Source organism: Bradyrhizobium sp. USDA 4486, from assembly GCF_054057995.1.
Genome location: NZ_JBSRZV010000001.1, coordinates 6,441,570 through 6,460,090 on the forward strand (window position 1 = coordinate 6,441,570; position 18,521 = coordinate 6,460,090).

The 18,521-nt window shown below is 63.9% G+C and carries 22 protein-coding genes; 9 read left to right on the plus strand and 13 right to left on the minus strand.

What is annotated here, in order from left to right; genetic code table 11:
- Window positions 1-8 precede the first annotated feature (8 nt).
- The 10 genes from ACVWY3_RS30365 to ACVWY3_RS30410 form a co-directional block, all read right to left on the minus strand.
- Window positions 9-1,223 carry an aminotransferase class I/II-fold pyridoxal phosphate-dependent enzyme gene (locus ACVWY3_RS30365; protein WP_456841749.1) on the minus strand — a complete coding sequence of 405 codons (1,215 nt, stop codon included), beginning with the start codon at window positions 1,221-1,223 and terminating at the stop codon, window positions 9-11.
- 305 nt (window positions 1,224-1,528) lie between these two features.
- Window positions 1,529-1,933, minus strand: coding sequence for a GFA family protein (locus ACVWY3_RS30370; protein WP_456841750.1), 405 nt, complete (start codon window positions 1,931-1,933; stop codon window positions 1,529-1,531).
- Between the two features lie 123 nt (window positions 1,934-2,056).
- Complete coding sequence (locus ACVWY3_RS30375) at window positions 2,057-3,655, minus strand: caspase family protein (protein ID WP_456841751.1); 1,599 nt, start codon at window positions 3,653-3,655, stop codon at window positions 2,057-2,059.
- Between the two features lie 224 nt (window positions 3,656-3,879).
- On the minus strand, window positions 3,880-5,328 hold the full coding sequence (locus ACVWY3_RS30380) for an ammonium transporter (protein WP_456841752.1): 1,449 nt from the start codon (window positions 5,326-5,328) through the stop codon (window positions 3,880-3,882).
- Between the two features lie 37 nt (window positions 5,329-5,365).
- Window positions 5,366-5,704 carry a P-II family nitrogen regulator gene (locus tag ACVWY3_RS30385; RefSeq protein WP_027535364.1) on the minus strand — a complete coding sequence of 113 codons (339 nt, stop codon included), beginning with the start codon at window positions 5,702-5,704 and terminating at the stop codon, window positions 5,366-5,368.
- A 404-nt stretch (window positions 5,705-6,108) separates the two neighbouring features.
- Window positions 6,109-6,711 carry an ATP-dependent Clp protease proteolytic subunit gene (locus tag ACVWY3_RS30390; protein ID WP_456841753.1) on the minus strand — a complete coding sequence of 201 codons (603 nt, stop codon included), beginning with the start codon at window positions 6,709-6,711 and terminating at the stop codon, window positions 6,109-6,111.
- Between the two features lie 38 nt (window positions 6,712-6,749).
- Window positions 6,750-7,106, minus strand: coding sequence for an SRPBCC family protein (locus tag ACVWY3_RS30395; protein ID WP_456843495.1), 357 nt, complete (start codon window positions 7,104-7,106; stop codon window positions 6,750-6,752).
- Entirely contained in the window at window positions 7,103-7,417 is a 315-nt protein-coding gene (locus tag ACVWY3_RS30400; protein WP_211383744.1) for an ArsR/SmtB family transcription factor, read from the minus strand. The genes ACVWY3_RS30395 and ACVWY3_RS30400 overlap by 4 nt, the downstream gene beginning before the upstream one ends.
- Before the next feature lie 39 nt (window positions 7,418-7,456).
- Window positions 7,457-8,758 (minus strand): ammonium transporter, encoded by a 1,302-nt coding sequence (locus tag ACVWY3_RS30405; protein ID WP_456841754.1) that lies wholly within the window; start codon window positions 8,756-8,758, stop codon window positions 7,457-7,459.
- A 73-nt stretch (window positions 8,759-8,831) separates the two neighbouring features.
- Window positions 8,832-9,170: a P-II family nitrogen regulator gene (locus ACVWY3_RS30410; protein ID WP_456841755.1), complete on the minus strand. Its 339-nt coding sequence runs from the start codon at window positions 9,168-9,170 to the stop codon at window positions 8,832-8,834.
- A gap of 236 nt (window positions 9,171-9,406) precedes the next feature.
- On the opposite strand from ACVWY3_RS30410, the gene ACVWY3_RS30415 reads away from it, so the two are divergent.
- A complete protein-coding gene (locus tag ACVWY3_RS30415; protein WP_456841756.1) occupies window positions 9,407-10,291 on the plus strand; it encodes a GYF domain-containing protein in 885 nt (294 codons plus the stop codon).
- 32 nt (window positions 10,292-10,323) lie between these two features.
- Here the strand turns inward: ACVWY3_RS30415 and tesB are convergent, their stop codons facing one another.
- A complete protein-coding gene (tesB, locus tag ACVWY3_RS30420) occupies window positions 10,324-11,187 on the minus strand; it encodes an acyl-CoA thioesterase II (RefSeq protein WP_456841757.1) in 864 nt (287 codons plus the stop codon).
- A gap of 153 nt (window positions 11,188-11,340) precedes the next feature.
- Here tesB and ACVWY3_RS30425 point away from each other — a divergent pair, with 153 nt between their 5' ends.
- Window positions 11,341-12,561, plus strand: a complete 1,221-nt coding sequence (locus ACVWY3_RS30425) for a ubiquinone biosynthesis hydroxylase (protein WP_456841758.1) — start codon at window positions 11,341-11,343, stop codon at window positions 12,559-12,561.
- Between the two features lie 85 nt (window positions 12,562-12,646).
- Here the strand turns inward: ACVWY3_RS30425 and ACVWY3_RS30430 are convergent, their stop codons facing one another.
- Together ACVWY3_RS30430 and ACVWY3_RS30435 are read right to left on the minus strand one after the other, a co-directional pair.
- Window positions 12,647-12,844 carry a Trm112 family protein gene (locus tag ACVWY3_RS30430; RefSeq protein ID WP_456841759.1) on the minus strand — a complete coding sequence of 66 codons (198 nt, stop codon included), beginning with the start codon at window positions 12,842-12,844 and terminating at the stop codon, window positions 12,647-12,649.
- Window positions 12,845-12,904: 60 nt separating this feature from the next.
- Window positions 12,905-13,435 carry a TetR/AcrR family transcriptional regulator gene (locus tag ACVWY3_RS30435; protein WP_456841760.1) on the minus strand — a complete coding sequence of 177 codons (531 nt, stop codon included), beginning with the start codon at window positions 13,433-13,435 and terminating at the stop codon, window positions 12,905-12,907.
- A gap of 92 nt (window positions 13,436-13,527) precedes the next feature.
- On the opposite strand from ACVWY3_RS30435, the gene ACVWY3_RS30440 reads away from it, so the two are divergent.
- The 7 genes from ACVWY3_RS30440 to ACVWY3_RS30470 all read left to right on the plus strand — a co-directional run bounded on the left by ACVWY3_RS30440 (window position 13,528) and on the right by ACVWY3_RS30470 (window position 18,336).
- Window positions 13,528-13,878 (plus strand): hypothetical protein, encoded by a 351-nt coding sequence (locus ACVWY3_RS30440; protein WP_456841761.1) that lies wholly within the window; start codon window positions 13,528-13,530, stop codon window positions 13,876-13,878.
- 41 nt (window positions 13,879-13,919) lie between these two features.
- Window positions 13,920-14,723 (plus strand): crotonase/enoyl-CoA hydratase family protein, encoded by an 804-nt coding sequence (locus tag ACVWY3_RS30445; RefSeq protein WP_456841762.1) that lies wholly within the window; start codon window positions 13,920-13,922, stop codon window positions 14,721-14,723.
- The gene (locus ACVWY3_RS30450; RefSeq protein WP_456841763.1) at window positions 14,720-15,178 is read left to right on the plus strand and encodes a PaaI family thioesterase; all 459 of its coding nucleotides are present in this window, start codon (window positions 14,720-14,722) and stop codon (window positions 15,176-15,178) included. Before ACVWY3_RS30445 ends, ACVWY3_RS30450 begins: the two co-directional genes overlap by 4 nt.
- Window positions 15,169-16,020 carry an SDR family oxidoreductase gene (locus ACVWY3_RS30455; protein WP_456841764.1) on the plus strand — a complete coding sequence of 284 codons (852 nt, stop codon included), beginning with the start codon at window positions 15,169-15,171 and terminating at the stop codon, window positions 16,018-16,020. The genes ACVWY3_RS30450 and ACVWY3_RS30455 overlap by 10 nt, the downstream gene beginning before the upstream one ends.
- 183 nt (window positions 16,021-16,203) lie before the next feature.
- Window positions 16,204-16,482 carry a PepSY domain-containing protein gene (locus ACVWY3_RS30460; RefSeq protein ID WP_456841765.1) on the plus strand — a complete coding sequence of 93 codons (279 nt, stop codon included), beginning with the start codon at window positions 16,204-16,206 and terminating at the stop codon, window positions 16,480-16,482.
- A 20-nt stretch (window positions 16,483-16,502) separates the two neighbouring features.
- Window positions 16,503-17,096 carry a cytochrome b/b6 domain-containing protein gene (locus ACVWY3_RS30465; RefSeq protein ID WP_456841766.1) on the plus strand — a complete coding sequence of 198 codons (594 nt, stop codon included), beginning with the start codon at window positions 16,503-16,505 and terminating at the stop codon, window positions 17,094-17,096.
- Between the two features lie 121 nt (window positions 17,097-17,217).
- Window positions 17,218-18,336, plus strand: coding sequence for an IS630 family transposase (locus ACVWY3_RS30470; protein ID WP_456838572.1), 1,119 nt, complete (start codon window positions 17,218-17,220; stop codon window positions 18,334-18,336).
- Window positions 18,337-18,521 lie beyond the last annotated feature (185 nt).

Below are 18,521 nucleotides of genomic sequence, written 5' to 3' on the forward strand. Positions count from 1 at the left end.
GGCCCCGCCTAACCCAGAGTTTCGACCAGCCGGTGCAGCGCCTGCGCCGTGGTCTCACTATCCTGCACCAGCGCCAGGCGAATGTAGCCGGCGCCGGGATTGAAGCCGTCAGGCTGAAGCCTCGCCAGATAGGAGCCGGGCACCACGCGGACGCCGGCTTCCTTGAAAAGCTTGAGAGTCACGGAGACGTCGTCACCGATCTCGGACGTGTTGAGCCAGACGCAGAAGCCGCCGTCGGGCCGGCGATAGCCGTAACGATTGCCGATGATCTGGTCGGCGAGATCGAACTTGATCCGGTAGAGCCTGCGGTTCTCCTCGACATGCGCCTCGTCGCCATAGGCGACGGTCGCGACATGCTGCAGCGGCACCGGCACCTGGGGCGCTGCGATGTTGCGCAGCTCCAGGAACATGCCGATCAGCTTCTTGTCGCCGGCGGCGAAGCCGACGCGCAGGCCAGGCAAGTTGGAGCGTTTCGACAGCGATTGAAACGCAACCACGCGGGTGAAGTCGGCACCCGCACATTCGAGCGCGCTGCCCGGTGCTTCGCGGGTGTAGATCTCCGAATAGCATTCGTCGCTGAGGATGACGAAACCGTAGCGGTCGGCGAGCTGCTTCAACCGCTTGAAATAGTCGGGTTTGGCGACCGAGCCCTGCGGATTGGCGGGCGAGGCCAGATAGAACGCCACGGTGCGCGCCAGCGTCGCCTCGTCGATGGCGTCGAGATCGGGCAGGAAGCCGTTCTCGATGGTGGTCGGCAGATGGACCGGCTCGCATGCGGCCGCAAGGGCGCCGGCGCCATAGACCGGATAGAACGGGTTCGGCATCAGGATGGCGGGCTTGCCGGGACGTGGGCCGACATAGCGCGCGGCCGCGATCGCAGTGAGGAACAGCCCCTCGCGGCTGCCATTGAGGACCAGAATTTCGGTCTTGGGGTCGAGTGCGCGCGGCAGCTTGAAACGCGAGGACAGCCAGGCGCCTGCAGCGTTGCGGAACGGCTCGGTGCCCTGGTTCATCGGGTAACGGCCGAAATCGGCGATGTGCTTGGCCAGCACCGGGCCGACGAAGTCGGGCACCGGGTGCTGGGGCTCGCCGACTGCAAGCGAAATCAAGGGCTTGCCCGGCTGATGCGGGGCCAGCAGCTCGTTGAGCCGGACGAAGGGCGAGCGTGCGGAATCGGAGCTACCACCGCCCTGCGGCGCACGGGATGAAGCGGTCAGAGCCATTCGTTGGGCGCCAGTACTCTTGGAACGGCCGGTCGCAGCGAGGCGCCGGCGGGAAGCGGTTCAGTTCACCATAGATAGGGCGAGGTTAAGACGCGATTAACCATCGGTCGCCGCCTCCGTCCAGAGCTGGAATAATGAAGTCGATAACAACGGGATGCATGGCGCGTCGCCTCTCCCGTTTGCTTGCGGGAGAGGTCGACGCGAAGCGTCGGGTGAGGCTTCTCCTCTCGGGAGTTCTCGCCAGCGAAGACACCCTCTCCCCTGCCCTCCCGCAGGCGGGAGAGAGAGGCACCGTCATCGCGGCCTCAGTGCCCCGGCAGCTTCTCGAATGTCTTCATGCCCGCGGGGATGGTGTGGAACTCCTGCTTGTCGCAGGTGTAGATCGCCAGCTGCGGCTGGAACTGGGACGGGTCGTCCAGCGTGCCGACTTTCAGGATAGCCGCAGGCAGGCCCGGCACCTTGGTCACCAGATGGGTGCCGCATTCCGGGCAGAATTCGCGCGTCACGGCGCGCTCGAGGTCCTTGCGCGTGAACTGCTTGGGCTGTCCGGTGATGTAGCTGAAGCCGGCCGCCGGCATCGCGATGAAGGTGTTGGGCGCGCCGCCCGAGATGTACTGGCACTCGCGGCAATGACACTGGGCCTGCATCATGGGGTCGCCCTCGGCCACGTAGCGCACTTCGCCGCAATAGCATCCGCCTTCCAAACGCATGACGACCTCCCGGTTTGTTGTTCGTTGTGGTCGGTATTTCTGCGCCGGCAATCTGGAATGGCAATCCCTTTCTTTTGCACGGCCGACCAAAACGGACATCGTACCGCAATGGTCCTGTGGCAGCTAGCGCTTGGCAAGCCCGCAGCCACTGAAACCTCGGCCGCGCCAGCATCCGCTGCTCATGCACTCCCCTTCCAGACGCGGGCAGACGGTTGAAGCGCAATTTGGATTGCCGCTAAGCCCGACACATGCAGTGGCGCATCTGCTCCGCATCATCGAACAGCTCAGCCCCCCAGTTTGCCGTGGCTTTCCGCCGTCCCGCTGTTCGGGCGGGATTACCGCGGTCTTTTCCTCGCGCTGGGTGGTCCGCTTCGAATCAGTCTGAGCCGGGTTCGCACCCGGGCTCTGTGGTGCCAGCTTGGTCAATTCCATTTGGCACTGCCGCGGCGTCTCCGTCCGCACGCCGGCTCCGCTGGAGTCCTTCAGCGCAAGGACGATCTTGTACTGGTAGGGAGATCCGGCGGGCCGACGCAGCGGGTCGTTCTCCGGCAACAGGCCCTTGACCATGATGGTGGCGCTGCCATCCGCCTCGATCTTTCCGTCATAGACGGACGAACCAGGCTTGCCGTCGTCGCCAAAAACCGCATGAAGCACGCCGTCCTTGATGCGCAGCGCGTGCTGGTAATAGGACTCCAGGAAAGGAGGCTGAGATTGACAACGTTCCTTGCCGATCCAGGTCCCGTCAAACGCGATACTGTGCTTGGCATCATCGGCGGATTTTGCCAGCGCCGCGATCCGGGATTTTGCGAGGTCCGCGAATGCACAGTTGGGGAAGCGCATCAACTGATCCTTGAAGGCTGCCAGCGTGCCCAGCGTCTCCGCGCTGCGCCAATGATCACCGGCATCCGCACAGGGATCGATCGGCGGCGCTGGTGCCGGGGCCAAAGCCGACGTCTCCGGTTTGCCGTTGAGGTAGTACTCGCCGAAAAACGACAGCGACAGTTCGGGCACCTGAGTGCCTTTGGTGCGCTGGTACACGCCCGCGCTGATGGTCTGAAACACCGTGTTGATATTGCCCTGGTCGCGTATGTGCTCCAGGAACGAGCTCGTATAGGGGCTGTTGCGACCATCGCCGTCGTCGGCGGTTCGACCGGCCTGCGTCGCATAGGAGATGATCGTGCCGTCCGGACTTTCCATCTTCGCCAGGCCGCGGGACACAGTCACGCCGCGGCCCTGTCCCACATTCCTCCGCAATTCGTCAGCAAACGGGTTGTCGCGGCATGCGTCGAGCACGAGGATCCGGAGGTTCTTGGCCTGTTGCAGGTCCGCCAGAATCTCGTCGGCGCGCACCAGGCGCCGCAGATCGACCTCGTCGCGGACGACGGCATCGACGGGCACCAGATAGTTGACGCCGGCGAACTGAAGCGCGTGCCCGCTGTAATAGAACAAGGCGACATCGGCCCCGTGCGCCTCGCGCGCAAACCGCAGAACAGCCTCCTGCATGGCGGACTGGTCGAGATCTGTCGCAACGATCGGCTCGAATCCGGATCGTTTCAGTGCTGCCCCGACGTCGGCCGCGTCGTTGGTCGGATTGGGTAGCGCCGGGACGTTCCGGTAGGCGCCGTTGCCGATCACCAGCGCGACGCGCTTGTCGGCGTGGGCATCTAGGGCGGAGAGAGTGAGCGACAGGAGGCAAAGGCTCAAAAACTGGAACAAACGCATTGAATGCCGCTCCAAATCGGGAGTCGGAGGCATGATAATCGCCAGCCATGGCGTCGTCCAATTTGACTTACGGCGAGTCCGGACCACGCGAAATGCTGCGTGGTAAAAAGAAAGGGGCTCCAACTTGCGCTGGAGCCCCTCAACGGTCGGGGCATTGCCGGGTATGTGCCCAAACCGTAGTTGTGGGCACGGTCTCCGAGGAGACCGCGCCCGGGAGGAGAGCGTTACATGTTGTAGGCGCGCTCGGTGTGCTCGGTGATGTCGAGGCCTTCACGCTCGCTCTCGACATTGGCGCGGAGGCCAACGATCACGTCGACGACCTTGTAGAGGATCGCCGAACCGACGCCCGACCACACCAGCGTGGTGCCGACAGCCTTGAGCTGGGACAGCATCTGCGCGGCGAAGTCGTAATCGGCAACCTTCGGCGGGATCGCGGTGTAGTCGATGATGCCCGCACCACCGAGAGCCGGATTGACCAGGATGCCGGTGCCGATCGCGCCGACGATGCCGCCGATGCAGTGCACGCCGAACACGTCGAGGCTGTCATCGTAGCCGAGCGCGTTCTTCACGACGGTGCAGAAGAACAGGCAGACCACGCCGACCACGAGACCGAGGACGATCGCGCCCATGACACCGGAGAAGCCGGCGGCAGGCGTGACGGCCACGAGGCCCGCGACGGCGCCTGAGATGACGCCGAGCACCGACGGATGGCCCTTCACGATCCACTCCGCAAACATCCACGACAGCGCGGCGGCTGCGGTGGCGACGAAGGAGTTGGTCATGGCGAGCGCAGCGCCGCCGTTGGCTTCCAGGTTGGAGCCGGCGTTGAAGCCGAACCAGCCGACCCAGAGCAGCGAGGCGCCGATCATCGACATGGTCAGCGAGTGCGGAGCCATCAGCTCCTTGCCGTAACCGACGCGCTTGCCGATCAGGAGAGCGCCGACGAGGCCTGCGATACCGGCGTTGATGTGCACCACGGTGCCGCCGGCGAAGTCGATCGCGCCCGCCTTGAAGATCCAGCCAGCATCAGCGTTGATCTCGTCGAGCTTGGCCTGCGCCGCGGTCTTCGCCGCCGCATCACCGGCAGCAGCCAGAGCCTTGGCCGCATCCTGGATCGCGTCCGGGCCGGGCCAGTACCAGACCATGTGCGCGATCGGGAAGTAGATCAGCGTGACCCAGAGCGGGATGAAGAGCGCGATCGCCGAGAACTTCATCCGCTCGGCGAAAGCGCCGACGATGAGGGCAGGCGTGATCGCCGCGAAGGTCATCTGGAAGCACACGTAGACAAGCTCCGAGATGTTGGCGTCGACCGAGAAGGTCGCAGCCTTCGAGTCGGTGGTGACGCCCATCATGAAGGCCTTGGAGAAGCCGCCGATGAAGTCGGAGCCGCCGGTGAAGGCGAGGCTGTAGCCGTACACGGCCCAGATCACGGTGACGACGCAGACGGTGTAGAACACCTGCATCAGCACGGAGAGCATGTTCTTGGAACGGACGAGACCGCCGTAGAACAGCGCGAGGCCGGGGATCGTCATCAACAGCACCAGCACCGTCGATGTCAGCATCCAGGCGTTGTCTCCCTTGTTGACCGTTGGCTCGGCATAGGCTGCGGTCGCAGCGAACAGGCCGACTGCGAGAGCCGCCAATCCCGCGCCATAGGGACGCTTAAACGTCATTTTATTCACTCCTGATTGGATAAGGTTGAGCGCGAAATCAAAGGGCCGCGGCATCGGCCTCGCCGGTGCGGATACGAACCGCATGGTCGAGATTGATGACGAAGATCTTGCCGTCGCCGATCTGTCCCGTTTTCGCCGCGGACGTGATGGCATCGATGGTCTTGTCGACCTGTTCGGACGCGACAGCGACCTCGATCTTGATCTTGGGCAGGAAGCTCACGGCATATTCGGCGCCGCGATAGATCTCCGTATGGCCTTTCTGCCGGCCATATCCCTTGACTTCCGTCACCGTGAGTCCGTGAACGCCAATGGCGGTCAGGGCGTCACGGACTTCTTCCAACTTGAATGGCTTAATGATCGCCATAACAATTTTCATGGGTCCTATCCCCGCTTGAGCCCGGTCCGGACGTGGCCGGGCGTTTCTCGACTGGTTCGCCACGAGGGAGAAGTTTCACTACGCGGGCACAGCCAGGCCCCCTAGAATCAAATGCCGTGCCAGATCGGGCGCATTGCCTAACGGACTATGAAAACGGGTGTTTTCGCGCTCGAGGCGTATTGCGCCGCACTGCGCTAATACGTCGCGCTCAAAACGTGGTCAGAACTGCTCAAAATACGAGCACGACAGGCTGCCGACACAATGTTGCTCATGTGTCGGGCAGACAAAAGGTATCACGTTATGGGGTGGACGCCGCGCCGCGGCGGGAGATAGCGAGCCTGACGCACTCGTGCTCACCGGGTGCGCGCAATAAACCGTGCGGTTGAAAGGCCACTGCAGGACCATCAGGCAGCGTCACGTTCGGCAAAAACCCGGTCGATCAATCCCCATTCGACGCCCTGCTGTGCGGTCATGAAGTGGTCGCGGTCCAGGGTCCGCTCCACCTCCGCCTCGGAGCGTCCGCAATGCCGTGCATAGAGCCGGATGATGCGTCGCTTGGTTTCCTGCATTTCGTTGGCATGGATCAGGATGTCGGAGGCCTGGCCCTGGAAGCCGCCGAGTGGCTGATGCACGTGAAGGCTTGCGTTGGGCAAGGCGGCGCGGTGACCGGGCTCGCCGGCCATCAGCAGGAACGAGCCCATCGAGCGCGCGGTGCCCATGCACAGCGTGTGGACCGGCGCCTTGATGAACTGCCTGGTGTCGTACATCGCAAGTCCAGAGGTGACCACGCCGCCGTAGGAATTGATGTAGAGGTTGATCGGCCGGCTCGGATTCTCCGCCTCCAGGAACAAGAGCTGCGCGCAGACCAGTCCGGACATCGCATCATTGACCTCGCCGTTGAGGAAGATGATGCGCTCGCGCAGGAGGCGTGAGTAGATGTCGAAGGATCGTTCGCCGCGCGCCGATTGTTCGACGACCATAGGGACGAGCTGAAGCATGTCGCGCATCGGCGACCTCCCATATCTACAATGAAGTCTTGTTGGTGTCAGGCCGCCGCGCGCATCAGGCAGCAATTGCTGTTGGCCGGTTGCGGTAGCTTCGTTCGATCGTCACAGGCTTGTTGGATGATGCGAAAGCGGGTGCCGCCGTCTTCGTTTGGTTCGATCCGGAAGATGACGTGGCTTTCGCGAAACGGCGGCTCGGAATCGCGCAGCCGATAGCGCACCTCTTCGCCTGGAATCGATGATTCCGGCTCGGCGCCCGCAAGGTCGCAATCCGGCAGCCAGCGCTCGCGCAATTCAGGAATGGTCACGGCGCGCCAGACTTTTGCCGGCGGCGCATTGAAAACGAATTCGAGCACGAGCTTTGCGTCGGGACGATCAGGCTTCGCGGCGTCGCTCATTGATCCATGTCCTTCAAGAGGTCGGCGAGTGCTTCCATGCGCTTCGGCCAGTAGGCGCGGTAGCGCGCGAGCCATGTCCCGATGGTGGCGATCCCGTCCGGGTCGACTTCGTAGTTCACAAAGCGGCCCTGCCGCTGCTCGCGCACGAGCCCTGCCGCGCGCAGCACCGCCAGATGCTGCGACATCGCCGGCTGGCTGATCTCCAATCCGTCGCGCAAAGCGCTGGCATTGAGGCTGCCGCCGGCGAGCTTCTCAAAGACCTTGCGGCGGGTCGGGTCGGCCAGCGCCTTGAAGATGTCGGCTTCGATCATGGCGACACATAAGCATGTGCTTATGTGTTGCGCAAGCCCTTACTGTAACGCCTCGCCATGCTGGGTGATGTCGAGACCCTCCAGCTCCTGCTCGCGCGATACGCGCAAGGGCACGAACAGGGCGACCAGCTTGAGCAGGACGAAGCTCGCGCCGGCCGCCCAGACGAAGGTGACGGCGACTCCGTAGAGCTGGATCAGCAGCTGCTGCGGATGGCCCTCGATCAGGCCGGCGGTGCCGCCGATCGCGCTGGTGGCGAACACGCCGGCGAGCACGGTGCCGGTCAGGCCGCCGACGCCATGGACGCCGAACACGTCGAGGGAATCGTCATAATTGAAGCGGTGCTTCAGCCAGGTACAGGCCCAGTAGCACACCGCGCCGGCGATGATGCCGATGACGATGCCATGCCACGGCGCGACGAAGCCGGAGGCGGGCGTGATGGTGCCGAGCCCTGCGACCGCGCCGGAGATCATGCCGAGCACGGAAGGCTTGCGCCGCGTCGACCATTCGATCGCGCCCCAAGTCAGCGCGCCGGAACAGGCTGCAAGATGCGTCGCGATGATCGCCATCACCGCGCGCGAATTGGCCGCGCCCGCCGAGCCGCCGTTGAAGCCGAACCAGCCGACCCACAACAGCCCGGTGCCCATCACCGCAAGCGACAGATCGAACGGCGAGAGATTCTCAGTGCCGTAGCCGTGGCGGCGTCCCATCACCTTGGCGGCGACGAGGCCGGCGGTGCCGGCCGACAGATGCACGACAAGGCCGCCGGCGAAATCCATCACACCCATGCTGCTAAGAAAGCCGCCGCCCCACACCCAATGCGCCAAGGGAATGTAGACGAAGATGAACCAGGCGACGGAGAACAACAAATAGGCGGAGAACCGCATGCGGTCGGCAACCGAGCCCGCGACCAGCGCCACCGTGATGATGGCGAACGTCATCTGGTACAGCATGAACAGGGATTCCGGGATCGTCTTCGCCGCCGGATTGACGCTGTCCATGGTCATGCCGGCAAGAAACCAGCGGTCGAGCGAGCCGATCCATGGGCCGTCGCCGACGAAGCACAGCGAATAGCCGAACGCGACCCAGAGAATGGAGATCAGCGTCACGGCGGCGAGACTCTGCGCCATGGTCGCGAGCACGTTCTTCTTGCGCACCATGCCGGAGTAGAACAGCGCCAGTCCCGGGATGGTCATCATCAGCACCAATGCGGTGGCGACGATCATCCAGGCCGTGTCGGCGGTGTTGATCTCGGAGGTGGCTGCATGCGCCGGCGAAGCCAAAGCGAACACATATCCGATCGGCGCGGCCAAAGCGGCCGCGCGGCGCAACAATCCCGCCATGTCATTTCCCCCGGCATCAAATTGGCGTCGCACGCTGTGGCGTCGTTACGAGGTGCGATCGAAAGAGAGTTTCTTAAAGCGCGTCGCTGTCGGTTTCGCCGGTGCGGATGCGCAGCGCGTGGTCGATCGGCGTGACGAAGATCTTTCCGTCGCCGATCTGGCCGGTGCGCGCGGACGCGGTGATCACGCCCACGGCCTTGTCGGCGATGTCGGAGGGGACCGCGATCTCGATCCGCAGCTTCGGCAGGAAGTTCACGACATATTCGGCGCCGCGGTAGATCTCGGTGTGGCCCTTCTGGCGGCCGTAACCCTTCACCTCGGTCACGGTCATGCCGTGGACGCCGATCGCCGTCAGGGCCTGGCGGACCTCATCGAGCTTGAAAGGTTTGATGATCGCGACGACGAGTTTCATGGTCAGGCCTATTCCCCGGGATGCGCAGCGCCGTAGGTCCCCGGCGCTGCGTCAATTTGGCATCTTTCCGGGCAAATGGCACAAAAAACTTGCAGATTGAAGCGAAAAACGTTCGGCCGTGTGAACGGCCGCCTCTGTACAGGGCAGTCGTTCATCATTCACAGTGCATTTTGGGCATGGATGCGGTGAACCTCCGCCTGTCGAGCGGTACATAAGTATTTTGAGGGGGACGCTTCATGGCAAGTTGGTTTTATGCGGCCGAGGGCAAGCAGCAGGGGCCTTTTCCGGAAGGGCAATTCCGCGACTTGGTTGCGCAAGGAATTGTGCGCGCCGACACGCTGGTGTGGTCCGAGGGCATGGCCGGCTGGCAGAAGGCCGCCGAAATCCCCGGCCTGATCGGCGGCGCGCCGCCGATGGTCCCGGCCGGCGGTCCGCCGATGATGGGCTCCGGCGGCTATGCTGGCGGTGGCAGCACGGGATCGATGGCCGTCGATTTCGGTATTCTCGAATTCACGTGGCGCACCGTCGTGCTGCTGATCGGGATGATCTTCGTCATCCCGGCTCCATGGGCGTTCGTCTGGTACACGAAATGGATCGTGTCCTGCGTGAAGGTCCCGGGACGTCCGAACCTCAGCTTCACCGGCAATGCGATGACGCTGGTGCCCTGGTTTTTCGGCTTCATCGTGCTGGCGATCGTGATCGGCTACATCGGCAGCCAGCTGCTCAGCAACTTGCTGTTCATCGTGCAGATCGTGCTCTACTGGCTCCTGATCAAATGGATGGTCGCGAACCTCGCCTCCAACGGGCAGCCGCTCGGCCTCAGCTTCTCAGGCTCGGTCTGGGCCTATATCGGCTGGAATCTGCTTTTCGCGATCTCGATCATCACCATCATCGGCTGGGCCTGGGTCGCCGCGGCCCAGATGCGGTGGTTCTGCCGCAGCATCGAAGGCACGCGCCGCGAGATCGTGTTTAGGGGGAGCGGCCTCGGCATTCTCTGGCGCGGAATCGTGGCTGCGATCCTGTGCAGCCTGATCATCCCGATCCCGTGGGTGTATCGCTGGATCATGAACTGGTTCGCCTCGCAGACCGAGCTCGTGCCGCGCGGGTCGCTCGCGGCCTGATCCGAAAAGCTCCGGGCGCGGGCCTGGAGCTGTCAGCTCCTGCGCTCGCGCACCGAGCCCTCCTGCGCCACCGACGCCACCAGCGTGCCGTCGGGCTTGAAGATCGAGCCGCGGGTCAGGCCGCGGCCTGATTGCGCACTCGGCGAATCCTGCGCGTAGAGCAGCCATTCGTCGGCGCGGAACGGGCGATGAAACCACATGGCGTGGTCGAGGCTCGCCGGCATCATGCGCTTGTCGAACAGTGTGCGGCCATAGCGTGCCATGATCGCATCGAGCAGCGAGAAATCCGAGGCGTAGGCGAGCGCGCACATGTGCAGCGCCGGATCGTCGGGCAGCTTCGCCGCCGTCCTGATCCAGACATGGATGCGGCCGTCGTCGATCTTCTGGCCGAAATAGCGGCCGAGCTCGACCGGGCGCAGCTCGATCGGACGATCGGATTCGTAGTAGCGGCGGATGAACTCCGGCATCTCGCGGAACATCGGCTGTTTCGCCACCTCCTCCGCCGTGAGCTTCTCCGGCGGCGGCACTTCGGGCATCTTGTCCTGATGGTCGAAGGCGGTCTCCTCATCGGTGTGGAACGAGACCATGATCGAGAAGATCGCGTTGCCGTGCTGGATCGCGGTGACGCGCCGCGTCGAATAGCTCTTGCCGTCGCGCAGGCGCTCCACCTGGTAGATGATCGGAATCTGCGGATCGCCCGGCAGGATGAAATAGCAATGCAGCGAGTGCGGTAGCCGCCCCTCGACGGTGCGGCAGGCCGCGACCATCGCCTGCCCGATCACCTGGCCGCCAAAGACCCGCTGCCAGCTCGTCTTCGGGCTGTTGCCGCGGAACAAATTCACCTCGAGTTGTTCGAGATCGAGGATCGAGATCAGGTCGATCAGGCTTTTGGACATGACTTGCGCTTTCGAAGGATCCCGTCATTCCGGGTTCGCGCATTTGCGCGCCCCGGGAATGACACAATGAGGCCGTTCCGCCCTTGTTTCACCGCACTGTTTCGCCCAGCTCAAGTCTGCTAGCAAGACCGAGAATTGACCGGGAAGCTTGGTATGTCGGCACAGGGTAGCATTGTCATTGGCGGGGGCGCGTTTGCCGGCCTCGCATTGGCGCTGGCGTTGCGCCAGGGCCTGGGACCCGAGATTCCCGTCATCGTCGCCGATCCCGCGCTCAGCACGCGGCCGAGCCGCGACCCGCGCGCGACCGCGATCGTGGCGGCTTGCCGCCGCTTGTTCGAGGCGATCGGCGCCTGGGATGACGTCCGGGCTGAGGCCCAGCCGATCCTCGACATGGTCGTCACCGATTCCAAGCTGGAAGACGCCACCCGTCCGGTGTTCCTGAACTTCGCCGGCGACGTGGCGCCGGGCGAGCCGTTCGCGCATATGATCGAGAACCGCCGTCTGATCGATGCGCTGGTGGTGCGCGCCGAGGCCGAGGGCATCGATCTGCGCCCCACCACGGTGTCATCCTACGATGCGCGCCCTGAGCGTATCGACGTGACGCTCGGCGACGGCAGCGTGATCGCCGCCAGCCTTCTTGTCGCGGCCGATGGTGCGAAGTCGAGGCTGCGCGAACGCGCCGGCATCGCCACCCACGGCTGGGAGTATGATCAGTCCGGCATCGTCGTCACCGTCGGTCACGAACGCGATCACGAGGGCCGCGCCGAAGAGCACTTCCTGCCGGCGGGTCCCTTCGCGATCCTGCCGCTCTCGGGAAAACGGTCGTCACTGGTGTGGACCGAGCGCCGAGCGGAGGCCGCGCGCATCATCGCGCTCAGCGACGAGGAGTTCCATGCCGAGCTCGAGCAGCGCTTCGGCCTGCATCTCGGTGAGGTCAAGGCGCTCGACAAGCCGCGCGCGTTTCCCCTGTCCTATTTCGTCGCGCGCTCCTTCATCGCCGAGCGCCTCGCGCTGGTCGGCGATTCCGCCCATGTCATCCACCCCATTGCAGGCCAGGGTCTCAACATGGGGCTGAAGGATGTCGCGGCGCTGGCCGAGGTCGTCGTCGATGCCGCGCGGCTCGGCATGGATCTCGGCGGCGCCGACGTGCTCGAGCGTTACCAGCGCTGGCGCCGCTTCGACACCATGGCGATGGGCGTTGCCACCAACTCGCTGAACTTCCTGTTCTCCAATCAGTCGACGCTGTTGCGCACCGTCCGCGACATCGGCCTTGGCCTCGTCGACCGCGCTCCGCCGCTGAAGAGCCTCTTCATCCGCCAGGCCGCCGGGCTGACGGGCGAGGTGCCAAGATTGTTGAAGGGCGAGGCGCTGTAGCTCCACGCCCCGCTGTCGCCCCGGATCAGCGCACGGCGATGCGCCGGGACGACACCGAAAGTGGGGAGCGGCCATCGCGCATCTCTCAATCGATCTTCCGCGCCTCTTCCGGCAGCATGATCGGGATGCCGTCGCGGATCGGATAAGCGAGCTTGGCGCTGCGCGAGATCAGCTCCTGTTTGGCAGAATCGAATTCCAGCGGACCCTTGGTCAGCGGGCAGACCAGGATCTCCAGCAATTTGGGATCGACGCTGGTTTCGGGGCGTTCGGTGGGCGTATTCATTTCGGTCTCCGGCGGCTGGTTGCCTCTAGCACAGATATTTGTCACCGCCACCGCGCCGGCTCAAGTACAGATCAACCGCAGCAGCTCGTCGATCAGGACCTGGATCCTGGCCGCTGGCACCGCCGTCCCCGACAGGGCGAAGCCGAGAAACGTCCAGTACAGGATCTGCGCACGGGCCTGCGCCGTCGCGGGCGCGAGCCCGCGCTTTGCGAGCAATGCTTCGATATATTCGATCCTGCGCCGGTCGATGGCGCGGACCGCGCCTTGCGCGGCCGCATCGAACGCGGCCCAGTTGCGCACCGCGCGTTCGAGGTCGAGCCGCGCACCAAAGGACCTGCGCAGCAGCGCCTTGAGCGGATCCTCAGTGGCAGCCTCGACATCGGCGATGATCTGCTCCGCCGCGATCTCACGCCAGCGCTTCAGAACGGCGGCGTGGAACGCGCCGAGATCGGTGAAATGCCAATAGAAGCTGCCGCGCGACACGCCGATGGCCTTGGCCAGCGGATCGGCCTTCAGCGCGGTGAAGCCGCTCCTCGCCAGCGCCTTGAGGCCCTGGTCGATCCAGTCGTCGGCGGAGAGCTGCTCGGTCATGTCTGGGTTCCGGAAAATCCGCCATACACTAGTGTATTGACAGGCGGCGGGCCAGCGCCTAATCAACCATACATAACTGTATGGAGACATCGATGCGTGATCTCTTGCTCCAGTGCGCCGGCGTCCTAACCATTGTCGTGGCGCTCATCCACGGCTTTCTCGGCGAAGCCAAGGTGTTTCCCCGCGCCCGGATCGAGCCGGAACGGCTGCGCACCCTGATCCGCCTGGTCTGGCAGGCCTCGACCGTCGCCTGGATCGGCGGCGGCGTGCTGCTGATCGCAACGCCCTGGATGGGCTCGGAGCCGGCGCGCCACTGGATCGCCGCCACCATGGCCTGCGTGTTCGGCTTTTCGGCCTGCGCCAACGCATGGGCGACGCGCGGCCGGCATTTCGGCTGGATGATGCTCAGCGCGGTCGTCGCGATGGCGGTTGCGGGATACTGAGCGTCGAGACGACAAGCCAGGCATTCAAGCGGAGCCGCATCATGGAAAATCGTGTTCGACTGACCATCGAAAACCGCGTGGCCCATCTCCGGCTTAACCGCCCGGACAAGATGAATGCGCTCGACCCGGCGATGTTCGAGGCCATCATCGAAGCAGGCACACAGCTGGGTACGGCCAAGGATCTCGGCGCCGTCATCATCTCGGGCGAAGGGCGCGCCTTCTGCGCCGGCCTCGACCTCGATCGCCTTCTCGCCACCGCGAACGGCAATCCGCTGCTCCCGTCCATTGACCTGACGCGTCGAACCCACGGCATCGCGAACTATGCCCAGCATCTCGTCTGGGTCTGGCGCGAACTGCCCGTGCCGGTGATTGCAGCGGTTCATGGCGTTGCGTTCGGCGGTGGCTTCCAGCTCGCGCTTGGTGCTGACCTGCGCTATGTCGCGCCCGGAACAAAGCTCGGGATCATCGAGACCAAATGGGGTCTCGTGCCCGATATGTGCGGCACGCAGCTGATGCGCCGTCTCGCACGCGACGACGTCGTGCGAGAGCTGACCTATTCCGGCCGGGTCTTTTCCGCGCAACAAGCGCTTGCCTACGGCTTTGCGACGCGGCTGGCCGACGATCCCGTGGCGGCTGCGCTGGCCACGGCGCACGAGATCGCGAGCCGCAGCCCCGACGCCGTCCGCGCGGCCAAGCGCCTGTTGAACCTGTCTGCGACCTCGGATCCAGCGACCGGTCTCGCCGCGGAGACCACCGCACAGGCCGCGCTGCTTGGCACGCCCAATCAGATCGAGGCCGTCAGAAGCAATCTGGAAAACCGCAGGCCGCGATGGAGCTATGCATGAGCGAGACGCAAGGATTCGATCTGCAAATACTCAACGCGGTCAACGCATCGGCGGCCTTCAACCGCTCCGTCGGTTTCGACGTTGTTGCTGCCGGCCATGGCGAGGTGACCATCCGCATGGGCTGGCGGGACGACCTGACTCAATATTCCGGACATCTCCATGCCGCTCTCATCGCGGCCCTGCTCGATACCGCCTGTGGCTTCGCCGCAGCGACGCTCGTCGGTGCGGTCACCGCTTCGCATTTCTCGATGAATTGCCTGAGGCCGGCGATCGGCCGCTATTTCGTCGCGAAGGGAACGACGCTCCGCGCCGGGCGCGCAGGCAGGTGTTCGCCCGCGCCGAGCTCTTCGCGGCCGACGAGCAAGATGATCTCGCCCTCGTCGCGACCGGCGAAACCGTGCTCGTCCCCACCTGCAAACCGCGCAAGGTTGACGGGAGCTGAGCCATGGCGCTGACGCTCGTTACTGGAGGTACAGGTCATCTCGGCGGGGATATCGTCGATCGTCTCGTTCGCGCTGGGCATCGTGTCCGGGTGTTTGCGCGCTCGCCGGGCGCGCGACCGGATGTCGAATGGGCCTCAGGTGATCTCGCCACGGGCGCCGGTCTGCGGGCCGCGCTACATGACGTCGACACGGTCATCAATGCTGCGACCTATTCGCCGATTGCGCGGCGCGGCGGCATCCGTCCGATCGACTTCTTCAGGTCGCCCTCCGCCGTGGATGTCGAAGGCACGGAACGCCTGCTGGCCGTCAGTGGGGAAGCTCGGGTGCGGCACTTCCTCCACGTTTCGATCGTCGGTCTCGACGAGGCGACCTTGCCCTATGCGCGGGTCAAGCTCGCCGGCGAACGACTGGTGCGTGCATCCAACCTGTCCTGGTCCGTCGTTCGCGCGATGCCGTTCTATTATCTGCTCGACAGGCTGCTTTCGGGCCTGTTCTGGCTGCCGGTGTGGCCGGTGCCGACGTCGCGGTTCGATCCGGTCGATACGACGGACGTTGCCAACCACGTCGTGGCTTGCGCGTTCGACGGGCAGCGCGGGGCGCGCGCGGAGATCGGCGGGCCGGAAGCTCTCGATCTCGTTTCCCTCGCTCGCCAATATCAGAACGCGAGAAGACTGCATCGAAAAATTCTGCCGGTCGATCTTTCGGAGGCAAAGGCGCGCGGCATGGGTTTTGTCGTCAGTCAGGGTGTGCGAGGCCGCCTCACCTGGGCGGACTGGCTGCGGCGCAACGATCCGGGGACGCGAAGCGTGGCCTCGCGCAACTGGCAAGGCCAGAGTGCCATCCCCAAGCCGTGAGGCGTAAGGCCGCAGCAGCCGCTCAAATGTGTGGCGTACACGGAGAGCGCTGATGTTTTTCGGATCGTTAGAATAACTCTAAATCCAGAAAGCCCCGAACCGGATTGACTTCATCATCTCCTTTGCTTCCTTCGGTCCCGCTTCGCGGTCCGCGCAGCGCCCACGACAGAAGAGGAGACGTTCGTGAAGGTCATTCGTGTTGTTGCCATTGCAGTGACGGTCGGGATTGGTATGAGCTCGGCGGCGATGGCCGACGGGTTCAAGAACTGCACCAAGATCGACAAGGCGTCGTGGAAGCCGGCCAGCGAAGCCGAAGCCAAGGCCAAGGCGGCCGGCTACGAGGTGCGACGCTCCAAGGTCGAGGGCTCGTGCTATGAAGTCTACGGCGTCAAGGAAGGCAAGCTCTACGAGCTGTTCTACAGCCCGGAAGATCTCAGCCTGAAGCACACGATTGCCAAGTAAATCTTTAGGGTGGTCCCAGCTTGATCGACGAAGCGGTGCCAGAAACGCGCGGGGCGTCCGAAAGGGCCCCCGCGGATCGGACTGCATCGCGGACGGTTGCGGTTTGGGACCTCCCGCTACGCCTCTGGCATTGGGCCTTAGCAGCCAGCATCCTGGCCGCGTGGTTCACTCCCACCATCTATGACAGAGCTCATCGCATCGTCGGCTATACGGCGCTTGGGCTGCTCGGCTTCCGTCTGGTCTGGGGATTTTGGGGAAGCCGCTATTCGCGCTTCCGCATGGTCGGCGTCAGGCTACGTGCCGCGCCGCGCTATCTCTGGAATCTGCGCCGCGGCATCACCGGCCGCTATATCGGCCTCAATCCCGCCGGCACCCTGATGCTGGTGGCGCTGCTGCTGTCGCTCGCCGTCTCGACGATCACCGGCGCGATGTCGGTCACTGTGACCTTCTTCGGCGTCTGGTGGGTCGAAGACACCCACCATTATTCATCGGACGCGGTGATCGTCCTGGTCGTGCTCCACGTCATCGGCGTGGTGCTGATGGGGATGCTGCAGCGCGAGAACCTGATCCGCGCGATGATCACGGGCCGCAAGCGCATCCGCAACCATCCCTAGGCACAGCTGGTCGAGCTCGAACGGACCTAGTGTCCTGAGTCACAAGTTCGCAATCGTAGATTCGCAGTAGATTCGCGTCGCTGTGCCAGAGATGGCGGCTGTAACAGCGACGGAGGATCTGATGTCGGCCCAGCGGCTTGCGCCCCTGATATTGAGCGATGATGAGCTTGCCGAACTTCAGTCGCTGACGATGCGGCGGAAAACGGCGCAGGCGCTGGCTCTGAGAGCCCGGATCGTGCTGACCTGCGCGGAAGGCGGTCAGAACAAGGAGGTGGCGGCCAAGCTAGGCCTGGAGCGGGGAACGGTAGGCAAGTGGCGGCAGCGTTTTGTAGAGCAGCGCGTGGCCGGGCTGCACGACGAGCCGCGTTCCGGGGCGCCGCGCACCATTGACGATGCCCGCATCGAAGCTGTGATCGTGCGGACGCTGGAAAGCTGCCCCGAGAACGCCACTCATTGGAGTTCTCGGGGCATGGCGAAGGCCAGCGGCCTGTCGGTGTCAACGGTGCAACGCATCTGGCGGGCCTTCGGGCTCCAGCCGCACCGGCTAGAGACATTCAAGCTCTCCACCGATCCGAACTTCGTCGCCAAGGTGCGCGACGTCGTCGGCCTTTACGTCTCGCCGCCGGCACACGCCATCGTTCTGTGTGTAGACGAAAAGTCCCAAATCCAGGCGCTGGACCGCAGTCAGCCGATGCTGCCGATGCGTCCCGGTCAGCCGGCTCGAAGGAGCCATGACTACAAAAGGCACGGCACCACATCGCTGTTCGCCGCTCTCGACATTGCGACCGGACGGGTCATCGGCAAATGCTACGGACGCCACCGAGCCGCCGAGTTCCGCAAGTTCCTCGACGAGATCGAGGCCGCCGTACCGGGCGAACTCGACGTCCATCTCGTCATGGATAACTATGCAACGCACAAGACGCCGCTGATCCGGAAATGGCTAGCCAAAAGGCCGCGTTGGCATGTGCACCTGACTCCGACCAGTTCGTCATGGCTCAATCAGGTCGAGCGCTTCTTCGCGCTCCTTACCGATAAGAAGATCAGGCGCGGCGTCTATCGCAGTGTCGCTGCCCTCAGGGCGGACATCACCTCGTTCATCGAACGACACAATGCCGATCCGAAACCATTCCGATGGACCAAGTCCGCTGACGACATCCTTGCTTCCATCGAGCGCTTCTGCCGATACAATGCCCCGGCACAAAACGGACCAATGTTGCGAACTTCTGGTTCAGGACACTAGCTGCGGGCTCGCCCAGCCGCGGAGTTTTACGGGACTCGTACCCGCTGACCCGCACAGGATTACCGCCAACCGTGTCATTTGCCGAGCGACGTTTACCTCGTGATAGGCATGCAACTGGGCGTTGCTGGAAATTAACCTGGAGCAAGCCCGATCGGATCAATCCTCGATTGTATTGACGAGGGAGC

Excerpts from the sequence above, each read along its gene's own strand:
- ACVWY3_RS30430 (WP_456841759.1), bottom strand. The coding sequence starts at position 12,844 with ATGAATACGCCCACCGAACGCCCCGAAACCAGCGTCGATCCCAAATTG.
- ACVWY3_RS30405 (WP_456841754.1), bottom strand. The coding sequence starts at position 8,758 with ATGGCGGGATTGTTGCGCCGCGCGGCCGCTTTGGCCGCGCCGATCGGA.
- ACVWY3_RS30415 (WP_456841756.1), top strand. The coding sequence starts at position 9,407 with ATGGCAAGTTGGTTTTATGCGGCCGAGGGCAAGCAGCAGGGGCCTTTT.
- ACVWY3_RS30375 (WP_456841751.1), bottom strand. The coding sequence starts at position 3,655 with ATGCGTTTGTTCCAGTTTTTGAGCCTTTGCCTCCTGTCGCTCACTCTC.
- ACVWY3_RS30410 (WP_456841755.1), bottom strand. The coding sequence starts at position 9,170 with ATGAAACTCGTCGTCGCGATCATCAAACCTTTCAAGCTCGATGAGGTC.
- ACVWY3_RS30390 (WP_456841753.1), bottom strand. The coding sequence starts at position 6,711 with ATGCGCGACATGCTTCAGCTCGTCCCTATGGTCGTCGAACAATCGGCG.
- ACVWY3_RS30470 (WP_456838572.1), top strand. The coding sequence starts at position 17,218 with ATGTCGGCCCAGCGGCTTGCGCCCCTGATATTGAGCGATGATGAGCTT.
- ACVWY3_RS30440 (WP_456841761.1), top strand. The coding sequence starts at position 13,528 with ATGCGTGATCTCTTGCTCCAGTGCGCCGGCGTCCTAACCATTGTCGTG.
- ACVWY3_RS30435 (WP_456841760.1), bottom strand. The coding sequence starts at position 13,435 with ATGACCGAGCAGCTCTCCGCCGACGACTGGATCGACCAGGGCCTCAAG.
- tesB (WP_456841757.1), bottom strand. The coding sequence starts at position 11,187 with ATGTCCAAAAGCCTGATCGACCTGATCTCGATCCTCGATCTCGAACAA.
- ACVWY3_RS30450 (WP_456841763.1), top strand. The coding sequence starts at position 14,720 with ATGAGCGAGACGCAAGGATTCGATCTGCAAATACTCAACGCGGTCAAC.
- ACVWY3_RS30365 (WP_456841749.1), bottom strand. The coding sequence starts at position 1,223 with ATGGCTCTGACCGCTTCATCCCGTGCGCCGCAGGGCGGTGGTAGCTCC.
- ACVWY3_RS30380 (WP_456841752.1), bottom strand. The coding sequence starts at position 5,328 with ATGACGTTTAAGCGTCCCTATGGCGCGGGATTGGCGGCTCTCGCAGTC.
- ACVWY3_RS30445 (WP_456841762.1), top strand. The coding sequence starts at position 13,920 with ATGGAAAATCGTGTTCGACTGACCATCGAAAACCGCGTGGCCCATCTC.
- ACVWY3_RS30455 (WP_456841764.1), top strand. The coding sequence starts at position 15,169 with ATGGCGCTGACGCTCGTTACTGGAGGTACAGGTCATCTCGGCGGGGAT.
- ACVWY3_RS30400 (WP_211383744.1), bottom strand. The coding sequence starts at position 7,417 with ATGATCGAAGCCGACATCTTCAAGGCGCTGGCCGACCCGACCCGCCGC.
- ACVWY3_RS30370 (WP_456841750.1), bottom strand. The coding sequence starts at position 1,933 with ATGCGTTTGGAAGGCGGATGCTATTGCGGCGAAGTGCGCTACGTGGCC.
- ACVWY3_RS30395 (WP_456843495.1), bottom strand. The coding sequence starts at position 7,106 with ATGAGCGACGCCGCGAAGCCTGATCGTCCCGACGCAAAGCTCGTGCTC.
- ACVWY3_RS30425 (WP_456841758.1), top strand. The coding sequence starts at position 11,341 with ATGTCGGCACAGGGTAGCATTGTCATTGGCGGGGGCGCGTTTGCCGGC.
- ACVWY3_RS30385 (WP_027535364.1), bottom strand. The coding sequence starts at position 5,704 with ATGAAAATTGTTATGGCGATCATTAAGCCATTCAAGTTGGAAGAAGTC.